This window comes from Rhizobium sp. WW_1, from assembly GCF_003610155.1.
Lineage (GTDB): Bacteria > Pseudomonadota > Alphaproteobacteria > Rhizobiales > Rhizobiaceae > Rhizobium > Rhizobium tropici_A.
This window is the reverse complement of record NZ_RAIN01000001.1, coordinates 1,143,552-1,166,188: the sequence shown is the minus strand read 5'-3', so window position 1 is coordinate 1,166,188 and position 22,637 is coordinate 1,143,552. Positions and strand designations below refer to the sequence as shown.

Genomic DNA, 22,637 nt, shown 5'->3' with positions numbered 1-22,637 from the left:
AGAGAGACAAGTGGCTTACGAGACCCTCATCGTCGAAACACACGGGGCCGTCGGCCTCGTCCGCATCAATCGACCGCAGGCGCTGAACGCGCTGAATTCCACTGTCCTTACCGAGATGAAGCAGGCTTTTGCCGCTCTTCATCTCGACGATGCCATCGGCGCTATCGTGCTGACCGGTTCGGAAAGGGCTTTCGCCGCTGGCGCCGATATCAAGGAAATGCAGTCACTTGATTTCGTCGACGCCTACAAGAGCGATTTCTTTAGCGGCTGGGCTGACATTGCCAATGCCCGCAAGCCTGTCATCGCTGCGGTCAGCGGCTTTGCGCTTGGCGGCGGCTGCGAAGTGGCGATGATGTGTGATTTCATCATTGCATCGGAGACGGCAAAGTTCGGCCAGCCGGAAATCACGCTCGGCGTCATTCCCGGCATGGGCGGCTCGCAGCGCCTGACGCGCGCGGTCGGCAGGGCGAAGGCGATGGATCTGATATTGACCGGCCGGATGATGGATGCGGCGGAAGCCGAGCGCTCGGGCCTTGTGGCGCGCGTCGTGCCCGCAGACAAGCTTCTGGACGAGGCGCTGGCGGCAGCCGCGAAGATTGCTTCTTACTCGCGTCCTTCCGTGCTGATGGCCAAGGAGGCGGTCAACCGCGCTTTGGAAACCACACTCGAGGAGGGATTGCGCTTCGAGCGCCGCCTGTTCCACAGCCTCTTCGCCACGGAGGATCAGAAGGAGGGCATGGCCGCCTTCGTCGAGAAGCGCAAGCCGGCCTTCAAGAACCGGTGAGGGCCAAGATTCCGGAATTACGCGGGTTCGGCGAGAATCCGCGTTGACGGCGCGGCTCATTCCGGTTATATGCCCGCCACAGTTTGGAAAGCCGCTCTGGTTTTCCGCAATTGCTCCCGCATTGCTGGATGAAGTGGCCGCAGGGCCCGCGCTGCAACGATGGAGTTTTGTTCGAATTCTAAGAGAGGCATACATGGCCAATACTACCTCGGCGAAAAAAGCGACCCGCAAGATCGCCCGCCGCACCGATGTCAACAAGGCTCGTCGCTCGCGCGTTCGCACGTTCGTTCGCCAGGTCGAAGAAGCCATTGCATCGGGTGATGCAGACCGCGCAAAGGCAGCCTTCGTCGCTGCTCAGCCGGAACTGGCTCGCGCAGCCACCAAGGGCGTGCTTCACGCCAACACGGCTTCCCGCAAGGTTTCGCGCCTTGCCAAGCGTGTGAAGGCCCTTTCGGCCCCGACCGCGTAATTTTTCCTTAACGATTTAGTCGTTAGTCTGAAGCCCGGCCCTTGCGCCGGGCTTTTTGGATTCAGCCAAAAAAATGCCGCATTGGCAAAATTGACTGGTCTATCATGTCATTGACGTGACAGAAATATACCTTTGAAAACAAAGGGTTACAGCAGGATATCCCAGCGCTGGGTGATCTGCATGACGCGTTGCCGGCTCACAACTGAGTCAAGGGATTTTTTATTTTTTTTCTTTTGAAAGCTGTGGGAATCGCGCTCGGCAGGAATCTCTTTGATTCAACAGCGATTCTTTTTTGAAGGGCTTGTGACAGTCAAAAATGGCCTCCTGAGTCAATGGCTGCCTCTTAATTTTGTGTAAAATTCATCGTTGATATCTGCACTCGATCCTGCCTAAATGGATTTCAACAAGGGGCGCGGATCTCACCTTAAACAGCTTCGGCAAAACACCGTCATTGATGGCGGCGTGGGTGGTTTTGTCCCTTGTGACGGAGCAGTTCAGTTCCGTTTTTTCAAACAGTTGACGAGTAAAAACCGGAAGCGGCGACGCTTGCGGAACGAGGAAGCTTGTCTGTCCTTTGCAGCCCATATTATTGGCGCGGCTGCGGGGAGGGGAGAAAAATTGACAGCCGTTGGGGCAGCCAGTCGGAATACGAGGGCCGATTGACGCTCCGGTTACGGACGCCGAGACGAAGACTGCGTTAAAGAGCGGTTTTCGCCACAGTGTTTCTGTAAAGCCCGCTGGTCGGGCGAGGCTGATGAACCGGTATGCGGCGCAGCTTGGGACAACGAGCGCGATCGCTATGCCATGGCGAAGAACCGAGGGCGGCAGCGAAATGCTCTCGCCCTATAAGAGACTGTGGAAGGCGGCACTACATGCAGATACATACGAGGACGACGGGTGCGTTGGAGAATGGGGACAATGCGCAGGCGTTCGGTGCGGTTTGCCTAGAAGCGGCGGGGGAAAAGGGCGACGTGGCGCAAAGTAATTTGTTCGAGCGCGTCAGCGCGCGCTTGAAGGCTCAGGTCGGACCTGATGTCTATGCCAGCTGGTTTGCCCGGCTGAAGCTCCATTCGGTATCGAAGAGCGTCGTTCGCCTCACGGTCCCGACGACTTTTCTGAAGTCCTGGATCAATAATCGCTATCTCGATCTGATCACCAGCCTGTTTCAGGCTGAGGATGCTGAGATCCTCAAAGTCGAAATTCTGGTGCGCACCGCGACCCGGCAGGGCGTGAAGCAAGGCGCCGACGAGCATCCAGTGGTTCCGGATCAGGCAGCTGTTGCGCCGATCCGCCGCCCGGTCGCTCAACCGGCGGGCCAGGTCGTTGCCCAGGCCGTGAGTGCCGCTGCAGCTGCGCGACCCGCAACCTCGGGTTCTCCGCTCTTCGGTTCTCCGCTCGATTCCCGCTTCACCTTCGATACCTTCGTCGAAGGCGGCTCGAACCGTGTCAGCCTTGCGGCCGCAAAGACCATTGCGGAGGCCGGTTCCGGCGCCGTGCGCTTCAACCCGCTCTTCGTCCATGCGACGGTCGGCCTCGGCAAGACGCATCTGCTGCAGGCGATCGCCAATGCAGCCGTGCAGAACCCGCGCGGCCTGCGCGTCGTCTATCTGACGGCGGAATATTTCATGTGGCGCTTCGCAACCGCGATCCGCGACAATGACGCGCTGACGCTGAAGGACTCGCTGCGTAACATCGATCTGCTCATCATCGACGACATGCAGTTCCTGCAGGGCAAGATGATCCAGCATGAATTCTGCCACCTGCTGAACATGCTGCTCGACAGCGCCAAGCAGGTCGTCGTTGCTGCCGACCGCGCTCCCTGGGAACTGGAATCGCTCGACCCGCGCGTGCGTTCGCGCCTGCAGGGCGGTGTGGCGATCGAGGTCGAGGCGCCGGACTATGAAATGCGCCTCGAAATCCTCAAGCGCCGTCTCGATGCTGCTCGTCAGGACGATCCGTCGCTGGAAATCCCGGCCGAGATCCTCTCGCACGTCGCCCGCAACGTGACCGCCAGCGGTCGTGAGCTGGAAGGAGCCTTCAACCAGCTCATCTTCCGCCGCTCCTTCGAGCCGAACCTGACGGTGGAGCGCGTCGACGAATTGCTGGCTCATCTCGTCGGTTCCGGCGAGCCGCGCCGCGTCCGCATCGAGGACATCCAGCGCATCGTCGCTCGCCACTACAATGTCTCGCGCCAGGAACTGGTCTCGAACCGCCGCACGCGCGTCATCGTCAAGCCGCGCCAGATCGCCATGTATCTGTCGAAGACGCTGACACCGCGCTCCTTCCCGGAGATCGGCCGTCGCTTCGGCGGTCGCGACCACACAACGGTTCTGCACGCCGTGCGCAAGATCGAGGAACTGATCTCCGGTGATAGCAAGCTGTCGCACGAAATCGAGCTGCTGAAGCGCCTCATCAACGAGTAAATCTTGCGACTAGCATATGCTTGATGTTTTGCGGCCGGCGTTATCGCCGGCCGTTTCTGTTATGACCCTGGAAGGCGCCGATGTGTCTGGTGGGTTACGCCGGCGGCGTTGTGCGTGACACCTCGGAAAACAGCCACGCACGCAAGGCCGCAATCGCCGGCCTTTCCAGCGCACCCTGCGGATAAACGAGATGATAGGCAAACGCGCTTGCAAGCCCGATCGGGAAGGGCGCGACGAGCGTGCCGCCGGCCAGCTCCTGCTCCACGAAGGATCGGCGCATCAGTGCGATTCCTAGCCCCGCCTTCATGGCGTGATATGCGCCCATGCCGTCGGTGAAGACCGGGCCATGGGTGGCGTCGACTAGCGTCGCGCCGGCGGCCTGCAGCCAGAGCTCCCAGTCGCGTCGATAGACGTCATGGATCAGTGTCAGGTCCGCCAGCGCGTCGACCGCCGGAGAGGGGCCGAGTGCCGCGGCCATCTCCGGCGTGCAGATCGGCACATACTCGTCGTCAAGCAGCCTTTCGCTCGCCAACCCCTGATAGCCGCCGAGGCCGTGGCGGATGGCGATATCTATGCCATCGCGCTGAAAATCCATCATCCGGTGCGACGCACTGATCCGCAGATCAATATCCGGATGCGTCTGCTCGAAACGCCGCAGGCGCGGCACCAGCCAATGCGTGGCAAAGCCGGCCGTGCAGGTGAGGGTCAGCACCGTGTCCTTCGAGCGCATCGCCAGGGCTGCCGTCGCCTCGCGAATGAGGCGGAATGCCGTACGCATCGTCGCGAAATATTCGGCGCCGTCATTCGTCAATGCGAGGCTGCGGGCTCGCCGCTCGAAAAGCCGCACACCGAGCGCGCTTTCGAGATCGCGGATCTGCAGACTGATGGCGCCCGGCGTCACATGCAACTCGTTGGCAGCCAGCGTCATGCTGAGATGCCGGGCAGAGGCTTCGAAGGCGCGCAGCGCCGAAAGAGATGGCAGTTGATCCATGATGATTGAGCTCAGCTAAATCATAATCCGAGAAAGACTCGTTTGTCAGAGCCGCGATATGGCGTGATTATTCCAGTAATTCTGATGATTGGCAATCACGTAGAGATCGTCAATCGATAAGTAAAACTCAATCAATCGATGCTGGAGATAATCAGATGTCGCAGAAATCCATGGGTGCGGTCGAATGGAGCATGCTGGTGGGACTATCCATCTTGTGGGGCGGCTCTTTCCTGTTCAACGGCATTCTGGTGCGCGAACTCCCGCCCTTTACCATCGTCACGGCGCGTGTCGCGCTTGCCGCCATTGCGCTGCATGTCATCGTGCGTGCCACCGGGCATTCCATGCCGAGAGATCGTCAGACCTGGCTAGCCTTCTTTGGCATGGGTTTCCTCAACAACGTCATTCCGTTTCTGCTGATCGTCTGGGGGCAGACGCATATTGCGAGCGGCCTCGCTTCGATCCTCAATGCCACCACGCCGCTCTTTGCCGTCGTCGTCGCCCATTTCCTCACCGAGGACGAGAAGATGACCGGCAACCGCCTGATCGGCGTCATCGTCGGCTTTGCCGGCGTGGCCCTTATGATCGGCCCGTCGGTGCTGGCAAGCCTCGGTTCCAACGTGCTGGCGCAATTGGCTGTGCTGGGCGCGGCCTTCAGCTATTCTCTAGCCGGCATATTCGGCCGCCGTTTCCGCCGCATGGGGCTGGCGCCGATCATTCCCGCCGCCGGTCAGGTCACGGGCTCGGCTATACTGTTGCTGCCGATTGCGCTCTTCGTTGATCGCCCTTGGACGCTGGCGATGCCATCGACCGAGACCTGGCTGGCGCTGGCCGGCCTGGCGCTCCTGTCGACCGCGGTTGCTTACATATTGTTCTTCCGCATCCTTGCGACGGCCGGGGCCACCAATCTGATGCTGGTGACCTTCCTGATCCCCGTCAGCGCTATTCTGCTCGGCGCGCTCGTTCTGGGTGAGAGCCTGCAGGCGAAGCATTTCATTGGAATGGCGCTCATCGCGGTCGGTCTGGCTGCGATCGACGGACGCTTGTTCACCCTCCCTTCAAGGAGGAGGGTCGGCACGTAGTGCCGGGGCGGGGTGCTTTCGGCAGAAACCGAGACATCATCTTACCCAAGGGGATCACCCCCACGCGCCGCCTCGCGGCGACCTCCCCTTCGAGGGGAGGTGGTCAGCAAGCGAGATCGGCGACGACGGAATCGAGAACCAGCATTCCCGCCGGCGTGCAGCGCAGGCGGGAATTGCCGATCCGCTCTATGAAACCGTGTTCCAGTAAAAACGCCTCGCGCTGCGGATCGGGATCGCGGCCGGAAAGCTGCTGCCAGCGGGCGAGATCGACGCCTTCGCGCAGCCGCAATCCCATCAGCAGCAATTCGTCGGCCTGCTCATCGAACCCGAGCATTTCCTGGTCGACCATGCCGTGGCCATCGCGCTCGACGATCTCGAGCCAGCTTTCCGGCTTGCGCTCGGTCGCCGTCGCAAGCTTCTGTGGTCCGTGGGTCAACCGGCCATGCGCGCCGGGGCCGATGCCGGCATAATCGCCATAGCGCCAATAGGTAAGGTTGTGCCGGCTTTCGGCACCGGGCCGGGCATGGTTGGAAACCTCGTAGGCGGGCATGCCCTCGCGCTCAGTAATCTCCTGCGTCGCTTCATAGAGCAGCGCGGACTGGTCGCCATCGGGCACGATCAGCTTTCCAGCCTTGTGGAGGCCGTAGAAGGGCGTGCCTTCCTCGATCGTCAATTGATAGAGAGAGAGATGGTCGACCGCATAGGAGATGGCTTCCTTCAGCTCGCGTTCCCATTCCTCGACCGTCTGGTTCGGGCGGGCGTAGATGAGATCAAAGGACATGCGTGGGAAGATCTCGCGCGCAAGCCTGATCGCCTTCAGCGCATCCTCGACATTGTGCAGGCGTCCGAGGAATCTCAGGTCGCGGTCGTTCAGCGCCTGCACGCCCATCGAGACGCGGTTGACGCCGGCGGCGCGATAGCCGCGAAAGCGCTCCGCCTCGACGCTCGAGGGGTTGGCTTCCATGGTGATCTCGATGCCGTCAGGCATGTGCCAGGTCTTGGCAATGCCGTCGAGGATTGCGCCGACCGTTTCCGGCTGCATCAGCGAAGGCGTGCCGCCGCCGAGGAAGACGCTGGTGACTGTCTTCGGCCCGCTGAGCATCCGCATCGTCGCCATTTCCTTCAGGAAGGCGGCAGCAAAGCGCTCCTGATCGACCGGTTGATGGCGGACATGGCTGTTGAAATCGCAGTAGGGACACTTCGCCGCGCAGAAGGGCCAATGCACATAGACGCCGAAACCGGGTTCGCCGGTATCGGGCAGCAATTGCGCACCGCGCATCAGGTCCTCGGTATCTACGACTTCCACGGGGTTAGCTTACGCCTCCAGGCAGGTTTCGACAAAAATCTTGAAGGCGCGGGCGCGATGCGAGAGCGCCTGCTCATCACCCGGTTTCCAGCCATGCTTCTGTTCGGCGCTCATTTCGCCGAATGTGGTCTCGTATCCCCGCGGCTGGAAGACCGGATCATAGCCGAAGCCCTGGCTGCCGCGCGGCGGCCAGACGACGGTACCTTCGACTTCGCCGCGGAAAAGCTCGGTATGCCCGTCTGGCCAGGCAAGGCAGAGCACACTGACGAAGCGCGCCGTGCGGCTTTCCGGCATCGTGGCGCCTGCCTTCTCTAGCGCGGTCTCGACCTTCTGCATCGCCATGACGAAGTCACGAGTGCCGTCGGCCGTTTCGGCCCAATTGGCGGTATAGACACCGGGATCACCGCCGAGCGCATCGATCACCAGGCCGGAATCGTCCGAAAGAGCCGGCAGACCGGAAGCATTGGCGGAGGCAAGCGCCTTGATCGTGGCATTTTCCTCGAAGGTCGTGCCCGTCTCGTCCGGTTCGATGAAGTTGAGATCTGCGGCGGACTTGGCGGTGAAACCGAGCGGGCCGATCAGATCGCGGATTTCCTGGATCTTGCCGGCGTTGTGGCTGGCGACGACGATGGTCTTGGTATCGAGCTTGCGCATGTCTTGTCCCGTCAAAGGCCCCAGATACGGGGCTCGGCGCATTCCAGGCTGTTGCCGGCCGGATCGCGGAAATAGATCGATCGGCCGCCATTCGGCCAGTGAAAATCGGCTTCGATGTCGACCCCGGCAGCCTTCAGCCTCTCGGCCATCGCTTCGATATCGTCGTTGTCGAGGCGGAAGCAGACATGACCCTGTCCCTTCGTGCCATGTGGCGGCACGGGCAGGGCACCGGGCTCATGCGGCTTGATCGTCTCCTCGTCGTTGAAGATCAAGAGCACGCCCGGCCCGCAGCGATAAAAGACATGGCGGTTGCCGCCGCGCGAGATCTTCTGCAGGCCGAGAACGCTTCCGTAAAAGGCCTCGGCCGCATCGAGATCGTCCGCATAGAGTGCGGTTTCAAGGACGCCTGCGAGGGCCGGGTCAGCCATTCAAGATATCCTCAGGCGATGGCCTGCTTCTGCAGATCCACCAGTTCGGCGATGCCGTTCTTGGCAAGATGCATCAGCGTGGCGAATTCCTCTTCGCTGAAGGGCGCGCCTTCAGCCGTTCCCTGGATCTCGACGATGCCGCCCTTGCCCGTCATGACGAAATTGGCGTCGGTTTCGGCCGAGGAATCCTCAAGATAGTCGAGATCGATGACGGGCTGGTCGGCGAAGATGCCGCAGGAGATCGCGGCGATATGGTCTTTCAGCACGCGCTCGACCTTCACCATGTTGCGGCTTTCCATCCACTTCAGGCAGTCGTAAAGCGCGATCCAGCCGCCGGTGATCGAGGCCGTGCGCGTGCCGCCATCGGCCTGGATGACGTCGCAGTCGACGGTGATCTGGCGCTCGCCCAATTCCTTGAGGTCGACGACGGCGCGCAGCGACCGGCCGATCAGCCGCTGGATCTCCTGCGTGCGACCGCCCTGCTTGCCGGCAGCGGCTTCGCGCTTCATGCGCTCGCCGGTCGCGCGCGGCAGCATGCCGTATTCGGCCGTGACCCAGCCCTTGCCGCTGTTGCGCAGCCATGGCGGCGTCTTGTCTTCCAGGCTTGCCGTGCAGAGCACATGCGTATCGCCGAATTTCACCAGGCAGGAGCCTTCCGCATGCTTGGAAAAATTGCGCTCGAACGACACCTTGCGCATCTGGTCGGTTTTTCTGCCTGAAGGCCGCATTCCACTCTCCTGAATGTTCGTTGACCGCTTCTACGACCCACACGCCGCTTTTGCAAAGGAAAAGCAGGCTGCAGAGCCTGTCTGCGGCGCTGGCGGCATTTTTCCCTTTTGCCATTGCTAACCGAATGATTATATTTTGCCCAAGGCTCAACGGAATGGATCTGACAGCGAAATGGTATTCACGACATCGTCGGTCTCGGATGTCATTGCTGCACTGGACGAACGCTCCAAGGAAGTCTTCCGTCGCATTGTCGAAGGCTATCTGGAAAATGGCGAGCCGCTGGGTTCGCGCAATCTTTCGCGTCTGTTGCCCATGTCGCTGTCGCCGGCTTCCGTGCGCAATGTCATGAGCGATCTGGAAGAACTCGGCCTCATTTATTCACCGCACGTCAGCGCCGGAAGGTTGCCGACCCAGGTGGGCCTGCGTTTCTTCGTCGATGCCTTCATGCAGGTCGGCGACCTCTCAGCGGAGGATCGCGCCAATATCGACCGGCAGGTGCGCGGCAGCAATCGCGACCAGCCGATGGAATCGATGATGTCGGAGGCAAGCCGGGTGCTGTCGGGCGTTTCGCGCGGCGCAGGCCTGGTCATCACCTCGAAGAGCGATCCGGTGCTCAAGCATGTGGAGTTCATCCGACTGGAGCCGACCAAGGCGCTTGCGGTGCTTGTCGGCGATCACGATCAGGTCGAAAACCGCATCATCGAACTGCCGGCCGGCACCACGTCGTCGCAGCTGATGGAGGCTGCCAATTTTCTCAATGCCCATATGACCGGCCAGACGATGCCGGAATTGCGGCGGCAGTTGCAAAGCCTGAAGGAGAGCGTACGCCAGGAGCTGGATAGCCTCTCCCATCAACTGGTCGAGCGCGGCATTGCCGTCTGGTCAGGCGGCGAGGACGATGGCAAGCCGACGCAGCTCATCGTGCGCGGGCATTCCAATCTCCTGGCCGAGATCGGCGGCGCCGAGGATCTGGACCGCCTGCGCCTGCTCTTCGACGATCTGGAAAAGAAGGACAGCCTGATCGAGATCCTCAATCTCGCCGAAAGCGGGCCGGGCGTGCGCATCTTCATCGGCTCGGAAAACAAGCTTTTCTCGCTCTCCGGTTCCTCGCTGATCGTGGCACCTTATCGCGACGAGGATGATCGTATCGTCGGCGCGGTCGGCGTCATCGGCCCGACGCGACTGAACTATGCCCGTATCGTGCCCATGGTCGATTATACGGCCCAGCTGATTTCGCGGCTGACCCGGCCGGGGATGTGACGGCTGCGGTCAATCGGGGAGCAGCATCCCCGATCCGCCCATCTCGGCCGGAAAATCCTTCTGCTTCGGCAACCCGTCTCTCAGGTGCAGCACGGTGGTCTCGTAATTGACGTGCACTGCCGGCTGAAATTCGAGGTCGGGAAGGACGGCGGCGTAGACGTCGGTGACGCCCCACGGCGGATGCTCGGTCAGCAGATGCCCGCCGCAGACCGTACACCACTTGCGTACGCTCTTTTCGGTCTTCTGGTAGCTGCCGATCTTATCCGCGCCCCTGGTGACGTGAACCGCTTCCGGTGGCCAGAGCGAGAAGGCATTGACCGGCCCCGCCGACCATTCGCGGCAGGAGTCGCAATGACAGTAACCCATCGCCATTGGCTCGCCGTCGACTGCAATTTCCACTGCGCCACAGAAACACTTGCCTGAAAGGGATTTGCCATTAGACATTGATGTCACCTCACGCTGTGCTGAGATGCACTGGACCATATCACCGGGGAGGGGAGCTGACCAGCGGGGTACCCAGATCCGCATCTTCGATGCCAGCGGCGTCCCGGCGCCGCCGCAATGCCGGGAATTGGCCGTTCTTCTCGACAAAGCCTTGATTTTTTCCGGCCAAACCTCGATATCGGGCACATCCAAAGACCAAGCAATTCGGAGACCGTCATGACCGACGAAACAACAAAGACCGGACCTGACGCCACGGCGGCCGACACATCAGCGGATTTCGCGCAGGACGCAGCGGAAACCGTTGCTGCGGCAGAACCGTCTCAGCCAGATCCGGTTGAGCTGCTGAAGGCCGAAAACGGCGAACTGCGTGATCGCTACCTGCGCCTCGCTGCCGAGATGGACAACCTCCGTCGCCGCACCGAGCGCGACGTGAAGGATGCAAAGTCCTATTCCGTGGCAAGCTTTGCCCGCGACATGCTCTCTGTGGCAGATAACCTGCGCCGCACGCTGGACGCCATTCCGGCCGAGGCTCGCGCCGGCGCCGATGCCGGCCTGAACACGCTGATCGAAGGCGTCGAGATGACAGAGCGATCCATGCTCTCCGCTCTCGAGCGTCATGGTGTGCGCCAGCTCGACCCCGTCGGACAGAAGTTCGATCCCAATTTCCACCAGGCCATGTTCGAAGTGCCCAATTCCGAGGTGCCGAACAACACGGTCGTCCAGGTCGTGCAGGCTGGTTTCGCTATCGGCGACCGCGTTCTGCGTCCGGCCATGGTCGGCGTTGCCAAAGGTGGTCCGAAGATCGTCGAAACTGCCGAGCAGGGCGCCAACAGCCCGCTGGACGAAAAGGACGCATGATCCTTTTTGGCTTGGGCAATGCCAGGAAAAGCGCGCAGCGATTTTCCGTTAGCAATTGCATAAGGACGAAGAAATAGAGCGGTTCGCAGATTTCGCGAACCGCTATGGCAACAAAAGAAAAGAGCCGGATGATCTGAGATCTTCCGGCTCTTATTTTTGCCTTGGTCCGATGCGATCCAGTCCGTCAGGCGGCGTTCGATGCCTGCTCCTCGTTGAGGAATGCGTAAATCGCGGAAGCTGAATCCGTCGCGCGCAGCTTCGCGACCAGATCCTGGTCTCGCAAAACGCGGGCGATGCGGGAGAGTGCCTTCAAATGGTCCGCGCCGGCGCCTTCGGGCGCGAGCAGCAGGAATACGAGATCGACGGGCTGGTCGTCCAGGGCTTCGAAATCGACAGGCGTCTCGAGGCGCGCGAAAATGCCGGCGATGGACTTGATGCTGGCAAGCTTGCCGTGCGGAATGGCAATGCCGTTGCCGACGCCGGTCGAGCCCAGACGCTCTCGCTGCAGCACGACGTCGAAGATTTCGCGCTCCGGCAGGCCGGTCAGCTTGGAGGCTTTGGCGGCCAGCTCCTGAAGCAGTTGTTTTTTGGAATTTGCCTTCAAGGCGGGGATGATCGCATCTTGCTGTAGCAAATCTGCCAATGCCATTCTCTTTATCCTTCGTGTCGCCGAGAGCCGATGACGGGCAAGCGGCGGCCAGCTGCCATGATGCGCAGCCGCCGCTTATCTTCTATTCTCAGCCTTTGATATTGGCCGCGTCGATCCAGCCAATGTTACCGTCCTGGCGGCGGTAAACGATGTTCAAGTGTTTGTTGCCGGGGCTGCGGAAGAGCAGCAGCGGTTCGTCGGTCATATCGAGCGCCATCACGGCGGTCGCCACCGACATAGTCTTTAACTGCTTCGTGCTCTCTGCGACGATTGCCGGCGCGAAATCGGCAGGAACTTCCTCGTCGTCATCCGGAACGCCGTCCATGACGGTATAGGCGACTTCCGCCTGCCCGTTCACGTGATTGCCGGCCTGATGATCCTTGAGTTTGCGTTTGTAGCGGCGCAGGCGTTTCTCGATGCGCTCGGAAGCTGCATCGAAAGCAAGCTGCGGGTCCATCGCTTCGCCGGCCGCATGCAGCACCACACCGCTGTCGAGATGAAGCTTGCAATCGGCCGCAAAACGCGAACTGGACTTGTGCACAGTTACCTGACCCGAATACCCCCCGTCGAAGTATTTGGTCACGGCCATACCGATCTGGTCTTCTATCCGCTGGCGGAAGGAGTCACCAATTTCCATATGTTTACCGGAGACACGCACACTCATGGAGTTTCCCTTCTTGTAGTGGTTATTGCGCGTACCAGTTTACGCCAAGCCTCAAGCTCATCCAAGCACTTCACGCAGTTAAAGGCAAATTGCGTATATGGACCGCCTTTTGGAGGGTGGGGATAAGTGTCATGCCGTGCTGTCCTGCAGCGATTGCGGCGGGCTTCTAGCCCTGCCACATGGGAAAGTCAACTGCGTCTTAACGGACTGTTAGGAGTTGAACAGCCTGCGGTTGAGGGTGCGTGGCCGTCAGAAACCGGAGACTTTGGCCAGGGCCCGCTTCTCCCGGCGCCGCTGCACGGAGGAGGGAATGTTCATGGCCTCGCGGTATTTTGCAACCGTGCGGCGAGCGAGTTCTATTCCGCCCTTCTTCAGCGTATCGACGATGTCGTCGTCGGAGAGGACAGCATCGGGGCTCTCGTTCGAGATCAGCAGGCGGATCTTGTGACGGACGGCTTCGGCGGAATGGCCGTCGCCACCCTCGACCGCGCTGATCGAAACCGTGAAGAAATATTTGAGTTCGAACAGGCCGCGCGGTGTCAGCATGTACTTGTTCGAGGTCACGCGGCTGACCGTCGACTCGTGCATCTTGATGGCGTCCGCCACGGTTTTCAGGTTGAGTGGCCGCAGATGGTCGACGCCATGCAGCAGAAACGCGTCCTGCTGCCGCACGATCTCGCTTGCCACCTTCATGATCGTCTTGGCGCGCTGGTCCAGGCTGCGGGTCAACCAATTGGCGTTCTGCAGGCATTCCGACAGGAAGCTATGGTCCTGGCTCGTCTTGGAGACGGAGGCGAAATAGGACTGGTTCACCAGCACGCGCGGTAGCGCATCGGGATTGAGCTCCACCAGCCAGCTTCCATCAGCCGAGGGGCGCACGACGATGTCGGGCATGATCGCCTCGGATATGTCGGTCTCGAAACCGCTGCCGGGCTTGGGATTGAGCTGGCGGATCTCCGCCATCATGTCCAGCAGGTCTTCTTCATCAACGCCGCAAAGCCGCTTCAGCGTGGCAAAATCGCGCCGGGCAAGCAGCTCGAGATTTTCGATCAGCCGCTCCATGGCGGGATCGAAGCGATCCTTCTGCCGGAGCTGGAGCGCCAGGCATTCGCTGAGCGAGCGGGCAAAGACACCGGGCGGATCGAGCTGCTGCAGGCTGTCCAGCACACGCTCCACGTCGGCAAGCGTCGCGCCCAGTCGTTCTGTGGTTTCGTTGAGTTCCGCGCGCAGATAGCCGGCGTCGTCGAGCTGGTCGACAAGGTGCTGGGCAATCAGCCGGTCACCCATGGCAGGAAGCGAGAAGGGGATCTGTTCATTGAGATGATCGCGCAACGACACCTGGCCGGCGACGAAATCGTCCAGATCGTAGCTTTCGCCGGCCTCGCCGCCGGGCATGGATTTCCACTGGCTGAGCAGTTCCGGCGCATCGGCGCGCTGCGGGTTGCCGTCATCGGGGAAGACGTCGCTGAAATTGGTGTCGAGCTCGTCGCTCAGCCGGTTGGCATTGCCGGTGTTGTCGCTCTCGTACCAGTCGCTCGCAAGCTCGCCGGCATCGCGGTCCGGGCCATCCTCGCCATGGGTTTCCTCCATGGTTTCGAAGCGGCCGTCCTTCACCTCGCGGTCGCTGCCGCTGCCTAGATCCTCGTCATTTGACGCAAATTCCAGCAGCGGATTCTTCTCGACTTCCTGGGCGATGAATTGTGTGAGTTCGAAATGGGTCATCTGCAGCAACTGGATGGATTGCATCAGTTGCGGTGTCATCACCAGGCTCTGGCTTTGGCGCAGGAAAAGATTGGCCGATAGTGCCATGGCGGACGCGGGACTCCCCTTGAACTCCTCGGGAATCCGCGCCGTGTGTCACTTGAATTCTCGCGAAATTCCAACTGGCCCAAAAATTGCTTTTTTATCGGATTTGGTCAAGCGGAACTGTGGCGCGGAAGTAAATTTCCGGCGCGCGGTAGCATCAGCTAATATTGATGGGCGAAGGGGGGAAATTTCAGCCTATCAGAGGCTGAAATTGTCGCCCAGATACAGCTTGCGTACTTCAGGGTTGCTGACGATATCGTTCGCCCTGCCATGGGTCAGCACTTCGCCTGCATGGATGATATAGGCGCGATCGATCAGGCCGAGCGTTTCACGGACATTGTGGTCGGTGATCAAAACGCCGATGCCGCGTGCCGTCAGGTGATGCACGAGGTTCTGGATGTCGGCGACCGAAATAGGGTCAACGCCGGCGAAGGGCTCGTCAAGCAGCATGAAGGTCGGGTCGGTCGCCAGCGCGCGGGCGATTTCGAGGCGGCGTCGCTCGCCGCCCGAAAGTGCGATCGCCGGCACGGTGCGCAGATTGCGAATGTGGAACTCTTCCAGCAACTCGTCGATCTTGCGCTCCCGCTTCGTCTTGTCCTTTTCATGGACTTCGAGCACCGCGCGGATATTCTCTTCCACGGTCAGGCCGCGGAAGATCGAGGCTTCCTGCGGCAGATAGCCGACGCCGAGCCTTGCGCGGCGATACATCGGCATCGAGGTAACGTTGTTGCCGTCGATCTCGATTGTGCCTTCATCGACCGGCACCAGGCCGGTGATCATGTAGAAGCAGGTCGTCTTGCCCGCGCCGTTCGGCCCGAGCAATCCCACGGCTTCGCCGCGGCGCACCACCAGCGAAACACCATTGACGACGCGACGCCTGCCGTAGGTCTTGGTGAGGCCACGGGCGATCAGCGTGCCTTTATAGCGTGCCTTGTCCGCGGCCGGCGCACCGGATATCGCAGAAGACGGCCCGGGCACGCCGGGCAAGGTGGAGGTTGTCGATGTCGTCACGAGGGGGCCGGTATCAGTTTTTCTTTTGTTGTTGTTGCTGCACTTGCTGCGACTTCGGATCGAGCTGAATCTGGACGCGGCCGCCACAGGAATCCAGCTGTGCTTCACCCGTTGCCATGTGCACGGTGAGCTGGCAGCCTGTGAAAACGTTCGGCCCGTCGGTCAGAACTACCTTCTTGCCCTTGAGGATTGCAAGCTGGCTGGCCATGTCGAAGGAACCATCCTCCGCCGTTGCCGTCTGCGTGCCGGAAACGAGGTAGACCTTGTCGGTGACCAGAATGTGGTCGATGTTGGCATTGCCCGAGGCCAACGACTGGTTCTGTTCCTTGGCGGCCTTTGCCACCGGATTGGCGTCGGTCTGCTTGGCGTCAGCGGGCTGCTTTTTCTTGTAGAAGACCGTCATCTTGCCAGCCTGCATGGTCGTGGTGCCCTGGACCACCTTGACGTTGCCGGTGAACACGGCCTGGCTCTCCTGGTCGTGGACCTCCAGCTTGTCGCTTTCGATCTGGATCGGCTGGTCGCTGGAGAGGGCAAGACCCGGCATCGAGCTTGTCGTCGATTGGGCACCGGCTTCGGCGGCCGCGAAAAAAGCGACCGCGCTGAAGGCACAGAGAAGGCCAGCTTTGTGCAGGCCGGAGTTGAAAATTGAATTAGGCCAATACTTTATCATGAACCGCCCGGCTTCTGTTCGCTACCTGAATTATGGAGAGCGGCAGGTTCGATGTTCATCCGAACCTGCCCGTCGAATTCGATTACGCTTCCCTTATCCGTCATCTTGAGCGAACGCGCAACAACCGACATACCACCTCGGGTGATGGCAACCTCATCCTGGCTGGAAAGGTCGCCCTTCTTCACATCGAGGAACGCCGTCTTGAACTCGGCGCGCAACCCGTTGTCCATCACGATGGTGAAGGGCTCGGTCAGTTTCAGCGTATCGGCCTGACGGTCGAAATCCGCGCTATTGGCCGTAACATGGGCGATCACATCGGTATTCACCGGCATCGATGCCTTGATGGTCTTCAGCGTGATCATGTTCGGGTTCTTGATGTCCTGCAGCGCCTTTTCGGCGAGCAGCGAGTAGTTGATGCCGTCCTTGTTGCGGCCCGAAATGGCGGGACGCTCCATGACCACCTTGCCATCCTCGATCTTGGCGCCCTCGATCTGGATGTTTGCCGGCAGATAGGCGCGGATGACCGAGACGGCGATAAAGAGAAGCGAGACGATGATGGCGGCGAGCGGCAGCAACACCCTGAGCCGCTTCACGCGGTTAGAGTGGAAAATCGCGTCCTTATACGCGTTCCGTTCCGGCACCGAGCGGATTGCCTCGCCGGGGGGCTCGATCGTATTGAGCATGCAACAGGTCCGTCTTTAATGATCCGGAGAACCGTATTCTCACGCTATGCGAGGCTGTGCCAAAAAGCCTATCGGATCGTTTCGCATTATTGCACTGGCTTGCCAATATGGATTTTTTCCTGCTGCAGGCGATTTTTAGCAGAAAAATATGCCATAAGCCGGTTTCATCAGGCTGGACGATGTCCTATCTCATGAACCAGCAGAGCGACGTCCCGCCGACGACATCGAAAACGGGAGACGCTTTTCTCTGAGGATTGTGCCCGTTTCAAGGTGTCATACATCCGGTTTGTAGCGCTTTCAATTTGTTGCAGGGAGAAATAAGGCGTGATGGACAGTTCTGCAATCGCCGATCGGCGACAATTACGTCGCAAGCTTGGTTTCTGGCGCATTGTTGCCGTTTTGCTCCTTGTGGCGCTTGGTTTTGCGCTCTACCGCTTTGTTTCCGGCGATCTGCCGGATACGCGGGGCCCGCAGATTGCCCGCGTCACCATCTCCGGGCTCATTCAGGACGATCCGGAACTGCTGGAGCGGCTGAAGAAGATCCGCGACAATGACCAGGTCAAGGCGCTGATCGTCTCGATCTCTTCGACCGGCGGCACGACCTATGGTGGCGAGCGCATCTTCAAGGCGATCCGCGCCGTCGCCGCCAAGAAGCCGGTCGTATCAGACATCCGCACCGTCGCCGCTTCGGCCGGCTACATGATCGCGACCGCTGGCGATGACATTGTCGCCGGCGACACGTCGATCACCGGGTCGATCGGCGTCATCTTCCAGTATCCGCAGGTCAAGGATCTGCTCGACAAGGTCGGCGTTTCCCTCGACGAAATCAAGTCGGCGCCGTTGAAGGCGGAGCCGTCGCCTTTCCATCCGGCGAGCGAAGACGCCAAGAACATGATCCGCAACATGGTCATGGACAGCTACGCCTGGTTCGTGGATCTGGTGGCGGATCGCCGCAAGTTGCCGCGCGAGGAGGTGCTGAAACTTGCCGACGGCAGCATCTTCACCGGCCGTCAGGCGCTTCAGAACAAGTTGATCGACACGCTCGGCGGCGAGGACGAAATCCTTGCCTATCTCGAGACACGCAAGGTCAAGAAGGACCTGCCGATCGTCGATTGGAAGCGGGAAGACAAAACTTCGTCCTTCTTCTGGCCGGGTGCCGCTTCCTGGTTGCTAAATCGCCTTGGTTATGATGATTTGATCAAAGGAGAGAGTCTCCAGAAAATCATGACCGATAAGTTGTTTCTTGACGGCCTGCTTTCTGTTTGGCAGGGTGCAGCCAATTGATAAATCAATGATTTAAGGGGATAGCCGTGATCAAGTCGGAACTGGTGCAGATCGTTGCCGCCCGCAACCCGCATCTCTATCACCGCGACGTCGAAAATATCGTCAATGCTGTCTTGGATGAGATCACCGATGCGCTCGCCGCGGGAAACCGGGTTGAACTTCGCGGCTTTGGCGCTTTTTCCGTCAAGAACCGGCCCTCGCGCTCCGGCCGCAATCCGCGCACGGGCGATACGGTCTTCGTCGAAGAAAAATGGGTTCCCTTCTTCAAGACCGGCAAGGAATTGCGCGAACGCCTGAATCCCGGCGCTGGCGACGACGAGGAAGACGACAACTGATCGGCCGCTTCGGTCCGAATTTCCCCAAATGTTCCGACGGAAATAGCCGCCGGACATGATTGTGCCGCGACGCGGTGGCACTTGAATTCGGCCGCCTCTTTTCTATTCTGCGGCTGAAGGCGGACCGGGTGCGAGACATCCTGGACTGCAAATGAAGGAGCTGCGCAATGGCCAAGAAGATCATCAATCTGCTGATATTGCTGCCGCTCGGCATTATCCTCATCATATTCTGCGTCGCCAACAGGCAATTCGTGACATTGGCGCTCAATCCCTTCCGACCGGAAGATCAGGTGCTGTCGCTGAATGCGCCGCTGTTCGTGCTGCTGTTCGTCGCGCTGATCCTCGGCATGGTCGTGGGTGCCGCGGTCACCTGGTTCAGCCAGGGAAAGCATCGCAAGCGCGCCCGCAATCAGTCGCGGGAAGCCGTGCGCTGGCAGGCCGAGGCCGACAAGCATCGCACCCGCGCCGAAGAGATCGCCGGGCAGCTTCCCTCCCAGCTCCCTTCAAAGTGAATTGAGGTCGCCGAGCCGCATTTCTTTGTAGTCGCCCTCCGGCGAGGCACCATCGCCGATGACTTCGAAGCCGTGGTTTCGATAGAATGCGAAGGCGCGCGTGTTTTTGACCAGACATTTCAGCCGGTAGCGGCGCTCGGGCCATTCCGGCAGCGCTGCGAGCAGAGCCTTGCCGGCGCCACGGCCCTGGAAGACCGGCAATATATAAAGCATATGAATGAAGTCGTCCGGCTCCCAGATCGCTATAAAGCCCGCAATGACGCCATCTCCGTCCTCGCAGACGAACAGGCGTTCGCCACTCGAATGAGCGGCGAGGTCTTCAAGGCCGAAATGGTCGGGGTCGACCCATAGGAATGTCTCGCGGCGGACGCGGAGATAGATCTCCGCAAGGGTCTGCATGTCCTGCTCGCGCGCCGGCCGGACGGACCAGATCTCGGATGTTGATGTCATGACCGACTATATAGGAGTCGAGCGTGCATGTGGCAATCAGGCGTTGGCTTGGCCGTTGATCGCCGCGGTGAAATCGGCAAAAAACTGCTGCGCCAGCTTCTTGGCGCTGGAATCGACCAGCCGAGAGCCGAGCTGCGCGATCTTGCCGCCGACCTGCGCCTTCGCCTCATATTGCAGGATGGTTTCGTCGCCGTCTTCCTTGAGCACCACGTCGGCCCCGCCCTTGGCAAAGCCGGCGATGCCGCCTTTGCCTTCGCCCGATATCGTGTAGCTCTCGGGCGCATTGATATTGGAAAGAGTGACCTCGCCGTTGAAGGAGGCGGACACCGGGCCGATCTTCAGCTTCACGGTCGCCGTCAGCTCCGTCGGGGAGACCCAGTCGAGGCTCTGGCAGCCGGGAATACATTGCTTGAGGATGTCGGCATTGTTCAGCGCTGCCCACACCGCGTCCCGGGGTGCCGCGATCCGCTCCTCGCCGGTCATGTCCATGCGCAATCCTCCCGATGTGACATTTTGTGCATGGATCATCGCAGATCGGAAAGCGCTTTGCCAAGTGGCGGCCAGATGCTATTTGCACGCACATATCAATTTTGAGACAAGCATGGTGAAACATAGGGAAAGCCGGCCCGGCCAGAAAGCCGCGGGCGGTCTCGGGGCAAAATCCCGGCGTGACATGCCCGGCAAGCCGTCGGCAAAGCCTGCGCACGCCTCAAGGCCAGCCAAGCCTTCGCGTGATCATGGCGAACGGGTGGCCGAGCCGCGCGAAGCGGCTGTTGCCTCCGCGGCGCCCGAACGCCCGCTGACGACGCGAAGCGGCGAGCGGCCGGTGGAACGCGTGCCTGTGATCCTGGAATCATTGGGCGCCGGCGATTTTCACCTGATCGACAGCGGCAACGGGCTGAAGCTCGAACAATACGGACCCTATCGCATCGTCCGCCCGGAGGCGCAGGCGCTGTGGCCACCGTCGCTTGCCTCGCATGTCTGGGACAATGCCGATGCGATCTTCACCGGCGATACCGATGAGGACGGCATGGGCCGCTGGCGCTTCCCGCGCGAGGCGCTCGGCGAGACATGGCCGCTGCAGCTGCTCGGCGTCGATTTTCTCGGCCGCTTCACCGCCTTCCGCCATGTCGGCGTCTTCCCGGAGCAGATCGTCCATTGGGCCTGGATGAAGGAGCAGGTCGAGGCGGCGAAACGGCCGCTGAAGGTCCTGAACCTCTTCGGCTATACCGGCGTCGCCTCGCTGGTGGCCGCCGCCGCCGGCGCGGAAGTGACCCATGTCGATGCCTCCAAGAAGGCGATCGGCTGGGCGCGCGAGAACCAGGCCCTCGGCCGCATGGAAAAGCTGCCGATCCGCTGGATCTGCGAGGATGCCATGAAGTTCATCCTGCGCGAGGAACGGCGCGGCAGCAAATACGACATCATCCTCACCGACCCGCCGAAGTTCGGCCGCGGCCCGAATGGCGAGGTCTGGCATCTGTTCGAGCACCTGCCGCTGATGCTGGATATCTGCCGGGAGATCCTGTCGCCGAAGGCGCTTGGCCTCGTGCTGACGGCCTATTCGATCCGTGCCAGCTTCTATTCTATCCATGAGTTGATGCGCGAGACCATGCGCGGTGCCGGCGGCGCGGTCGAATCCGGCGAACTGGTCATCCGCGAGGCCGGCCTCGATGGCCGCACGCCGGGCAGGGCGCTTTCCACCTCTCTCTTCAGCCGCTGGGTGCCGAAATGAACCAGGATTTTCGCAATGACGGCCCGCGCAAGGTCGGACAGGTCAAGGAGGTCACCTCGCTTGCCAATCCGATCGTCAAGGACATCAAGGCGCTCACGGTCAAGAAGTCCCGCGAGGAAAGCGGCGCTTTCCTGGCCGAAGGCTTGAAGCTCGTCATCGACGCGCTCGAGCTTGGCTGGACGATCCGCACGCTGGTTTACGCCAAGGCCGCCAAGGGCAAGCCGTTGGTCGAACAGGTCGCCGCAAAGACGGTGGCCGCCGGCGGGCTGGTGCTGGAGGTCAGCGAAAAGGTCATCGGCTCGATCACCCGCCGCGACAATCCGCAGATGGTGGTGGGCGTCTTCGAACAGCGCTGGCGGCCGCTCAAGGACGTCAAGCCGAAGATGGGCGAGACCTGGGTGGCGCTCGATCGCGTCCGCGATCCCGGCAATCTCGGCACCATCATCCGCACCGCCGATGCGGCCGGCGCTTCCGGCGTCATCCTCGTCGGCGAGACCACAGATCCTTTCTCGCTGGAAACCGTGCGCGCCACCATGGGCTCGGTCTTTGCCGTTCCCGTCGTCAAGGCGACGGCCGAGGAGTTTCTGGCCTGGAAAAAGAAGGCTGATGTCTCTGTCGTTGCTACACATCTGGCCGGCGCAGTCGACTATCGCACCATCGATTACAAGAAGAAGCCTGTCGTCATCCTGATGGGCAATGAACAGTCCGGCCTGCCGGATGCTCTGGCGAAGGAGGCCGATGCGCTCGCCCGCATCCCGCAGGCCGGCCGCGCCGATAGCCTCAATCTGGCGGTTGCGACAGCAGTGATGCTGTTCGAAGCGCGCCGCCATATCCTGACACTTAACTAGCGAGATTTGATGACTGAAAGCGAGACCCACGAACAGCCGACTGCAAAGCCAGCCCTGTTTTCACGGCCCCTGCCGATCCTGATTTTCATCGTCATCGCGGTCATTCTCGACCAGGCCATCAAGATCATGGTGGATCACTGGCTGCCGCTGCAGGAGATGGTGCCGGTCATTCCGATGCTGGCGCTCTACCGCACCTATAATCTCGGCGTGGCCTTCTCCATGCTGTCGGGCATGGACGGCTGGTTCATCGTCGGCATGCGGCTCGTCATCGTTGTTTTTGTACTTTGGCTCTGGCGGCGCACGCCGGATCATCGCTGGCTCGCGCATATGGGTTTTGCCTTGATCATCGCAGGCGCTCTCGGCAATCTGCTCGACCGCTTTCTCTACGGCCATGTGATCGACTACATTCTCTTCCACACGCAGACGTGGTCTTTTGCCGTGTTCAACCTCGCCGATAGTTTCATCACGGTCGGGGCGGGATGCGTCATACTCGACGAGCTTCTGATGCCGAAAAAGGCAAAAGCTTAAAATTCTAGCGAATCCCTGAAGGCATCGGGAAGAGTGCCTA

26 protein-coding genes are annotated in these 22,637 nt (G+C 60.6%); 12 read left to right on the top strand and 14 right to left on the bottom strand.

Going from position 1 to position 22,637, the window contains the following annotated elements; genetic code table 11:
• Positions 1–10 precede the first annotated feature (10 nt).
• From BJ928_RS05565 to dnaA, 3 genes are all read left to right on the top strand, one after another.
• Positions 11–784 carry an enoyl-CoA hydratase gene (locus BJ928_RS05565; protein ID WP_047628372.1) on the top strand — a complete coding sequence of 258 codons (774 nt, stop codon included), beginning with the start codon at positions 11–13 and terminating at the stop codon, positions 782–784.
• Positions 785–977: 193 nt separating this feature from the next.
• Positions 978–1,253, top strand: a complete 276-nt coding sequence (gene rpsT / locus BJ928_RS05560; RefSeq protein ID WP_004108374.1) for a 30S ribosomal protein S20 — start codon at positions 978–980, stop codon at positions 1,251–1,253.
• 872 nt (positions 1,254–2,125) lie between these two features.
• Positions 2,126–3,676: a chromosomal replication initiator protein DnaA gene (gene dnaA, locus BJ928_RS05555; RefSeq protein ID WP_047628369.1), complete on the top strand. Its 1,551-nt coding sequence runs from the start codon at positions 2,126–2,128 to the stop codon at positions 3,674–3,676.
• A 94-nt stretch (positions 3,677–3,770) separates the two neighbouring features.
• Here dnaA and gcvA read toward each other — a convergent pair whose 3' ends face one another.
• On the bottom strand, positions 3,771–4,667 hold the full coding sequence (gene gcvA / locus BJ928_RS05550) for a transcriptional regulator GcvA (RefSeq protein ID WP_183079364.1): 897 nt from the start codon (positions 4,665–4,667) through the stop codon (positions 3,771–3,773).
• A gap of 155 nt (positions 4,668–4,822) precedes the next feature.
• Here gcvA and BJ928_RS05545 point away from each other — a divergent pair, with 155 nt between their 5' ends.
• Positions 4,823–5,746: a DMT family transporter gene (locus BJ928_RS05545; protein WP_047628367.1), complete on the top strand. Its 924-nt coding sequence runs from the start codon at positions 4,823–4,825 to the stop codon at positions 5,744–5,746.
• Positions 5,747–5,849: 103 nt separating this feature from the next.
• Here the strand turns inward: BJ928_RS05545 and hemW are convergent, their stop codons facing one another.
• From hemW to rph, 4 genes are read right to left on the bottom strand one after another with little or no spacing between them, the layout of a single operon-like run.
• Positions 5,850–7,025, bottom strand: a complete 1,176-nt coding sequence (hemW, locus tag BJ928_RS05540) for a radical SAM family heme chaperone HemW (RefSeq protein WP_047628366.1) — start codon at positions 7,023–7,025, stop codon at positions 5,850–5,852.
• Between the two features lie 36 nt (positions 7,026–7,061).
• Positions 7,062–7,706, bottom strand: coding sequence for an RdgB/HAM1 family non-canonical purine NTP pyrophosphatase (rdgB, locus tag BJ928_RS05535; protein ID WP_047628365.1), 645 nt, complete (start codon positions 7,704–7,706; stop codon positions 7,062–7,064).
• Between the two features lie 11 nt (positions 7,707–7,717).
• Positions 7,718–8,134, bottom strand: coding sequence for a VOC family protein (locus tag BJ928_RS05530; RefSeq protein WP_047628363.1), 417 nt, complete (start codon positions 8,132–8,134; stop codon positions 7,718–7,720).
• 11 nt (positions 8,135–8,145) lie between these two features.
• Positions 8,146–8,862, bottom strand: coding sequence for a ribonuclease PH (gene rph, locus BJ928_RS05525; RefSeq protein ID WP_047628361.1), 717 nt, complete (start codon positions 8,860–8,862; stop codon positions 8,146–8,148).
• A 172-nt stretch (positions 8,863–9,034) separates the two neighbouring features.
• Here rph and hrcA point away from each other — a divergent pair, with 172 nt between their 5' ends.
• The gene (gene hrcA, locus BJ928_RS05520; RefSeq protein ID WP_047628359.1) at positions 9,035–10,123 is read left to right on the top strand and encodes a heat-inducible transcriptional repressor HrcA; all 1,089 of its coding nucleotides are present in this window, start codon (positions 9,035–9,037) and stop codon (positions 10,121–10,123) included.
• Between the two features lie 9 nt (positions 10,124–10,132).
• Here hrcA and BJ928_RS05515 read toward each other — a convergent pair whose 3' ends face one another.
• Positions 10,133–10,567, bottom strand: coding sequence for a GFA family protein (locus BJ928_RS05515; protein ID WP_047628358.1), 435 nt, complete (start codon positions 10,565–10,567; stop codon positions 10,133–10,135).
• 216 nt (positions 10,568–10,783) lie between these two features.
• Between BJ928_RS05515 and grpE the strand changes: the two genes are divergently transcribed.
• The gene (gene grpE, locus BJ928_RS05510) at positions 10,784–11,425 is read left to right on the top strand and encodes a nucleotide exchange factor GrpE (protein ID WP_047628357.1); all 642 of its coding nucleotides are present in this window, start codon (positions 10,784–10,786) and stop codon (positions 11,423–11,425) included.
• Between the two features lie 184 nt (positions 11,426–11,609).
• Here the strand turns inward: grpE and ptsN are convergent, their stop codons facing one another.
• The 6 genes from ptsN to lptC all read right to left on the bottom strand — a co-directional run bounded on the left by ptsN (position 11,610) and on the right by lptC (position 16,908).
• Complete coding sequence (gene ptsN, locus BJ928_RS05505) at positions 11,610–12,074, bottom strand: PTS IIA-like nitrogen regulatory protein PtsN (protein ID WP_047628356.1); 465 nt, start codon at positions 12,072–12,074, stop codon at positions 11,610–11,612.
• Positions 12,075–12,162: 88 nt separating this feature from the next.
• Positions 12,163–12,738, bottom strand: coding sequence for a ribosome-associated translation inhibitor RaiA (raiA, locus tag BJ928_RS05500; RefSeq protein WP_047628355.1), 576 nt, complete (start codon positions 12,736–12,738; stop codon positions 12,163–12,165).
• Positions 12,739–12,987: 249 nt separating this feature from the next.
• The gene (gene rpoN / locus BJ928_RS05495; protein ID WP_047628353.1) at positions 12,988–14,547 is read right to left on the bottom strand and encodes an RNA polymerase factor sigma-54; all 1,560 of its coding nucleotides are present in this window, start codon (positions 14,545–14,547) and stop codon (positions 12,988–12,990) included.
• A 195-nt stretch (positions 14,548–14,742) separates the two neighbouring features.
• Entirely contained in the window at positions 14,743–15,522 is a 780-nt protein-coding gene (gene lptB / locus BJ928_RS05485; RefSeq protein ID WP_120296466.1) for an LPS export ABC transporter ATP-binding protein, read from the bottom strand.
• Positions 15,523–15,568: 46 nt separating this feature from the next.
• Positions 15,569–16,225: an LptA/OstA family protein gene (locus BJ928_RS05480; RefSeq protein ID WP_047628352.1), complete on the bottom strand. Its 657-nt coding sequence runs from the start codon at positions 16,223–16,225 to the stop codon at positions 15,569–15,571.
• Entirely contained in the window at positions 16,222–16,908 is a 687-nt protein-coding gene (gene lptC / locus BJ928_RS05475; RefSeq protein ID WP_047628351.1) for an LPS export ABC transporter periplasmic protein LptC, read from the bottom strand. The genes BJ928_RS05480 and lptC overlap by 4 nt, the downstream gene beginning before the upstream one ends.
• Positions 16,909–17,235: 327 nt before the next feature.
• Between lptC and sppA the strand changes: the two genes are divergently transcribed.
• From sppA to BJ928_RS05460, 3 genes are all read left to right on the top strand, one after another.
• A complete protein-coding gene (gene sppA / locus BJ928_RS05470) occupies positions 17,236–18,192 on the top strand; it encodes a signal peptide peptidase SppA (protein ID WP_047628349.1) in 957 nt (318 codons plus the stop codon).
• A 26-nt stretch (positions 18,193–18,218) separates the two neighbouring features.
• Positions 18,219–18,527 (top strand): integration host factor subunit beta, encoded by a 309-nt coding sequence (locus BJ928_RS05465; protein WP_015338608.1) that lies wholly within the window; start codon positions 18,219–18,221, stop codon positions 18,525–18,527.
• 167 nt (positions 18,528–18,694) lie between these two features.
• Positions 18,695–19,039: a LapA family protein gene (locus BJ928_RS05460; protein WP_047628346.1), complete on the top strand. Its 345-nt coding sequence runs from the start codon at positions 18,695–18,697 to the stop codon at positions 19,037–19,039.
• On the opposite strand, the gene BJ928_RS05455 is transcribed toward BJ928_RS05460, so the two are convergent.
• On the bottom strand, positions 19,031–19,489 hold the full coding sequence (locus BJ928_RS05455; protein ID WP_047628344.1) for a GNAT family N-acetyltransferase: 459 nt from the start codon (positions 19,487–19,489) through the stop codon (positions 19,031–19,033). The two genes, BJ928_RS05460 and BJ928_RS05455, sit on opposite strands and share 9 nt — an antisense overlap.
• A gap of 36 nt (positions 19,490–19,525) precedes the next feature.
• Positions 19,526–19,978, bottom strand: a complete 453-nt coding sequence (locus BJ928_RS05450) for a carbon monoxide dehydrogenase subunit G (RefSeq protein ID WP_047628342.1) — start codon at positions 19,976–19,978, stop codon at positions 19,526–19,528.
• 115 nt (positions 19,979–20,093) lie between these two features.
• Here BJ928_RS05450 and BJ928_RS05445 point away from each other — a divergent pair, with 115 nt between their 5' ends.
• The 3 genes from BJ928_RS05445 to lspA are packed head-to-tail and all read left to right on the top strand — an operon-like array spanning position 20,094 to position 22,597.
• Positions 20,094–21,221: a class I SAM-dependent methyltransferase gene (locus BJ928_RS05445; RefSeq protein WP_183079376.1), complete on the top strand. Its 1,128-nt coding sequence runs from the start codon at positions 20,094–20,096 to the stop codon at positions 21,219–21,221.
• Positions 21,218–22,069, top strand: coding sequence for an RNA methyltransferase (locus tag BJ928_RS05440; protein ID WP_047628340.1), 852 nt, complete (start codon positions 21,218–21,220; stop codon positions 22,067–22,069). The genes BJ928_RS05445 and BJ928_RS05440 overlap by 4 nt, the downstream gene beginning before the upstream one ends.
• 9 nt (positions 22,070–22,078) lie before the next feature.
• Entirely contained in the window at positions 22,079–22,597 is a 519-nt protein-coding gene (gene lspA / locus BJ928_RS05435; RefSeq protein WP_047628339.1) for a signal peptidase II, read from the top strand.
• The last annotated feature ends 40 nt before the right edge of the window (positions 22,598–22,637 follow it).

Excerpts from the sequence above, each read along its gene's own strand:
- rpsT (WP_004108374.1), top strand. The coding sequence starts at position 978 with ATGGCCAATACTACCTCGGCGAAAAAAGCGACCCGCAAGATCGCCCGC.
- dnaA (WP_047628369.1), top strand. The coding sequence starts at position 2,126 with ATGCAGATACATACGAGGACGACGGGTGCGTTGGAGAATGGGGACAAT.
- gcvA (WP_183079364.1), bottom strand. The coding sequence starts at position 4,667 with ATGGATCAACTGCCATCTCTTTCGGCGCTGCGCGCCTTCGAAGCCTCT.
- BJ928_RS05545 (WP_047628367.1), top strand. The coding sequence starts at position 4,823 with ATGTCGCAGAAATCCATGGGTGCGGTCGAATGGAGCATGCTGGTGGGA.
- hemW (WP_047628366.1), bottom strand. The coding sequence starts at position 7,025 with ATGCGCGGTGCGCAATTGCTGCCCGATACCGGCGAACCCGGTTTCGGC.
- rdgB (WP_047628365.1), bottom strand. The coding sequence starts at position 7,706 with ATGCGCAAGCTCGATACCAAGACCATCGTCGTCGCCAGCCACAACGCC.
- BJ928_RS05530 (WP_047628363.1), bottom strand. The coding sequence starts at position 8,134 with ATGGCTGACCCGGCCCTCGCAGGCGTCCTTGAAACCGCACTCTATGCG.
- rph (WP_047628361.1), bottom strand. The coding sequence starts at position 8,862 with ATGCGGCCTTCAGGCAGAAAAACCGACCAGATGCGCAAGGTGTCGTTC.
- hrcA (WP_047628359.1), top strand. The coding sequence starts at position 9,035 with ATGGTATTCACGACATCGTCGGTCTCGGATGTCATTGCTGCACTGGAC.
- BJ928_RS05515 (WP_047628358.1), bottom strand. The coding sequence starts at position 10,567 with ATGTCTAATGGCAAATCCCTTTCAGGCAAGTGTTTCTGTGGCGCAGTG.
- grpE (WP_047628357.1), top strand. The coding sequence starts at position 10,784 with ATGACCGACGAAACAACAAAGACCGGACCTGACGCCACGGCGGCCGAC.
- ptsN (WP_047628356.1), bottom strand. The coding sequence starts at position 12,074 with ATGGCATTGGCAGATTTGCTACAGCAAGATGCGATCATCCCCGCCTTG.
- raiA (WP_047628355.1), bottom strand. The coding sequence starts at position 12,738 with ATGAGTGTGCGTGTCTCCGGTAAACATATGGAAATTGGTGACTCCTTC.
- rpoN (WP_047628353.1), bottom strand. The coding sequence starts at position 14,547 with ATGGCACTATCGGCCAATCTTTTCCTGCGCCAAAGCCAGAGCCTGGTG.
- BJ928_RS05480 (WP_047628352.1), bottom strand. The coding sequence starts at position 16,225 with ATGATAAAGTATTGGCCTAATTCAATTTTCAACTCCGGCCTGCACAAA.
- lptC (WP_047628351.1), bottom strand. The coding sequence starts at position 16,908 with ATGCTCAATACGATCGAGCCCCCCGGCGAGGCAATCCGCTCGGTGCCG.
- sppA (WP_047628349.1), top strand. The coding sequence starts at position 17,236 with ATGGACAGTTCTGCAATCGCCGATCGGCGACAATTACGTCGCAAGCTT.
- BJ928_RS05460 (WP_047628346.1), top strand. The coding sequence starts at position 18,695 with ATGGCCAAGAAGATCATCAATCTGCTGATATTGCTGCCGCTCGGCATT.
- BJ928_RS05455 (WP_047628344.1), bottom strand. The coding sequence starts at position 19,489 with ATGACATCAACATCCGAGATCTGGTCCGTCCGGCCGGCGCGCGAGCAG.
- BJ928_RS05450 (WP_047628342.1), bottom strand. The coding sequence starts at position 19,978 with ATGGACATGACCGGCGAGGAGCGGATCGCGGCACCCCGGGACGCGGTG.
- BJ928_RS05440 (WP_047628340.1), top strand. The coding sequence starts at position 21,218 with ATGAACCAGGATTTTCGCAATGACGGCCCGCGCAAGGTCGGACAGGTC.
- lspA (WP_047628339.1), top strand. The coding sequence starts at position 22,079 with ATGACTGAAAGCGAGACCCACGAACAGCCGACTGCAAAGCCAGCCCTG.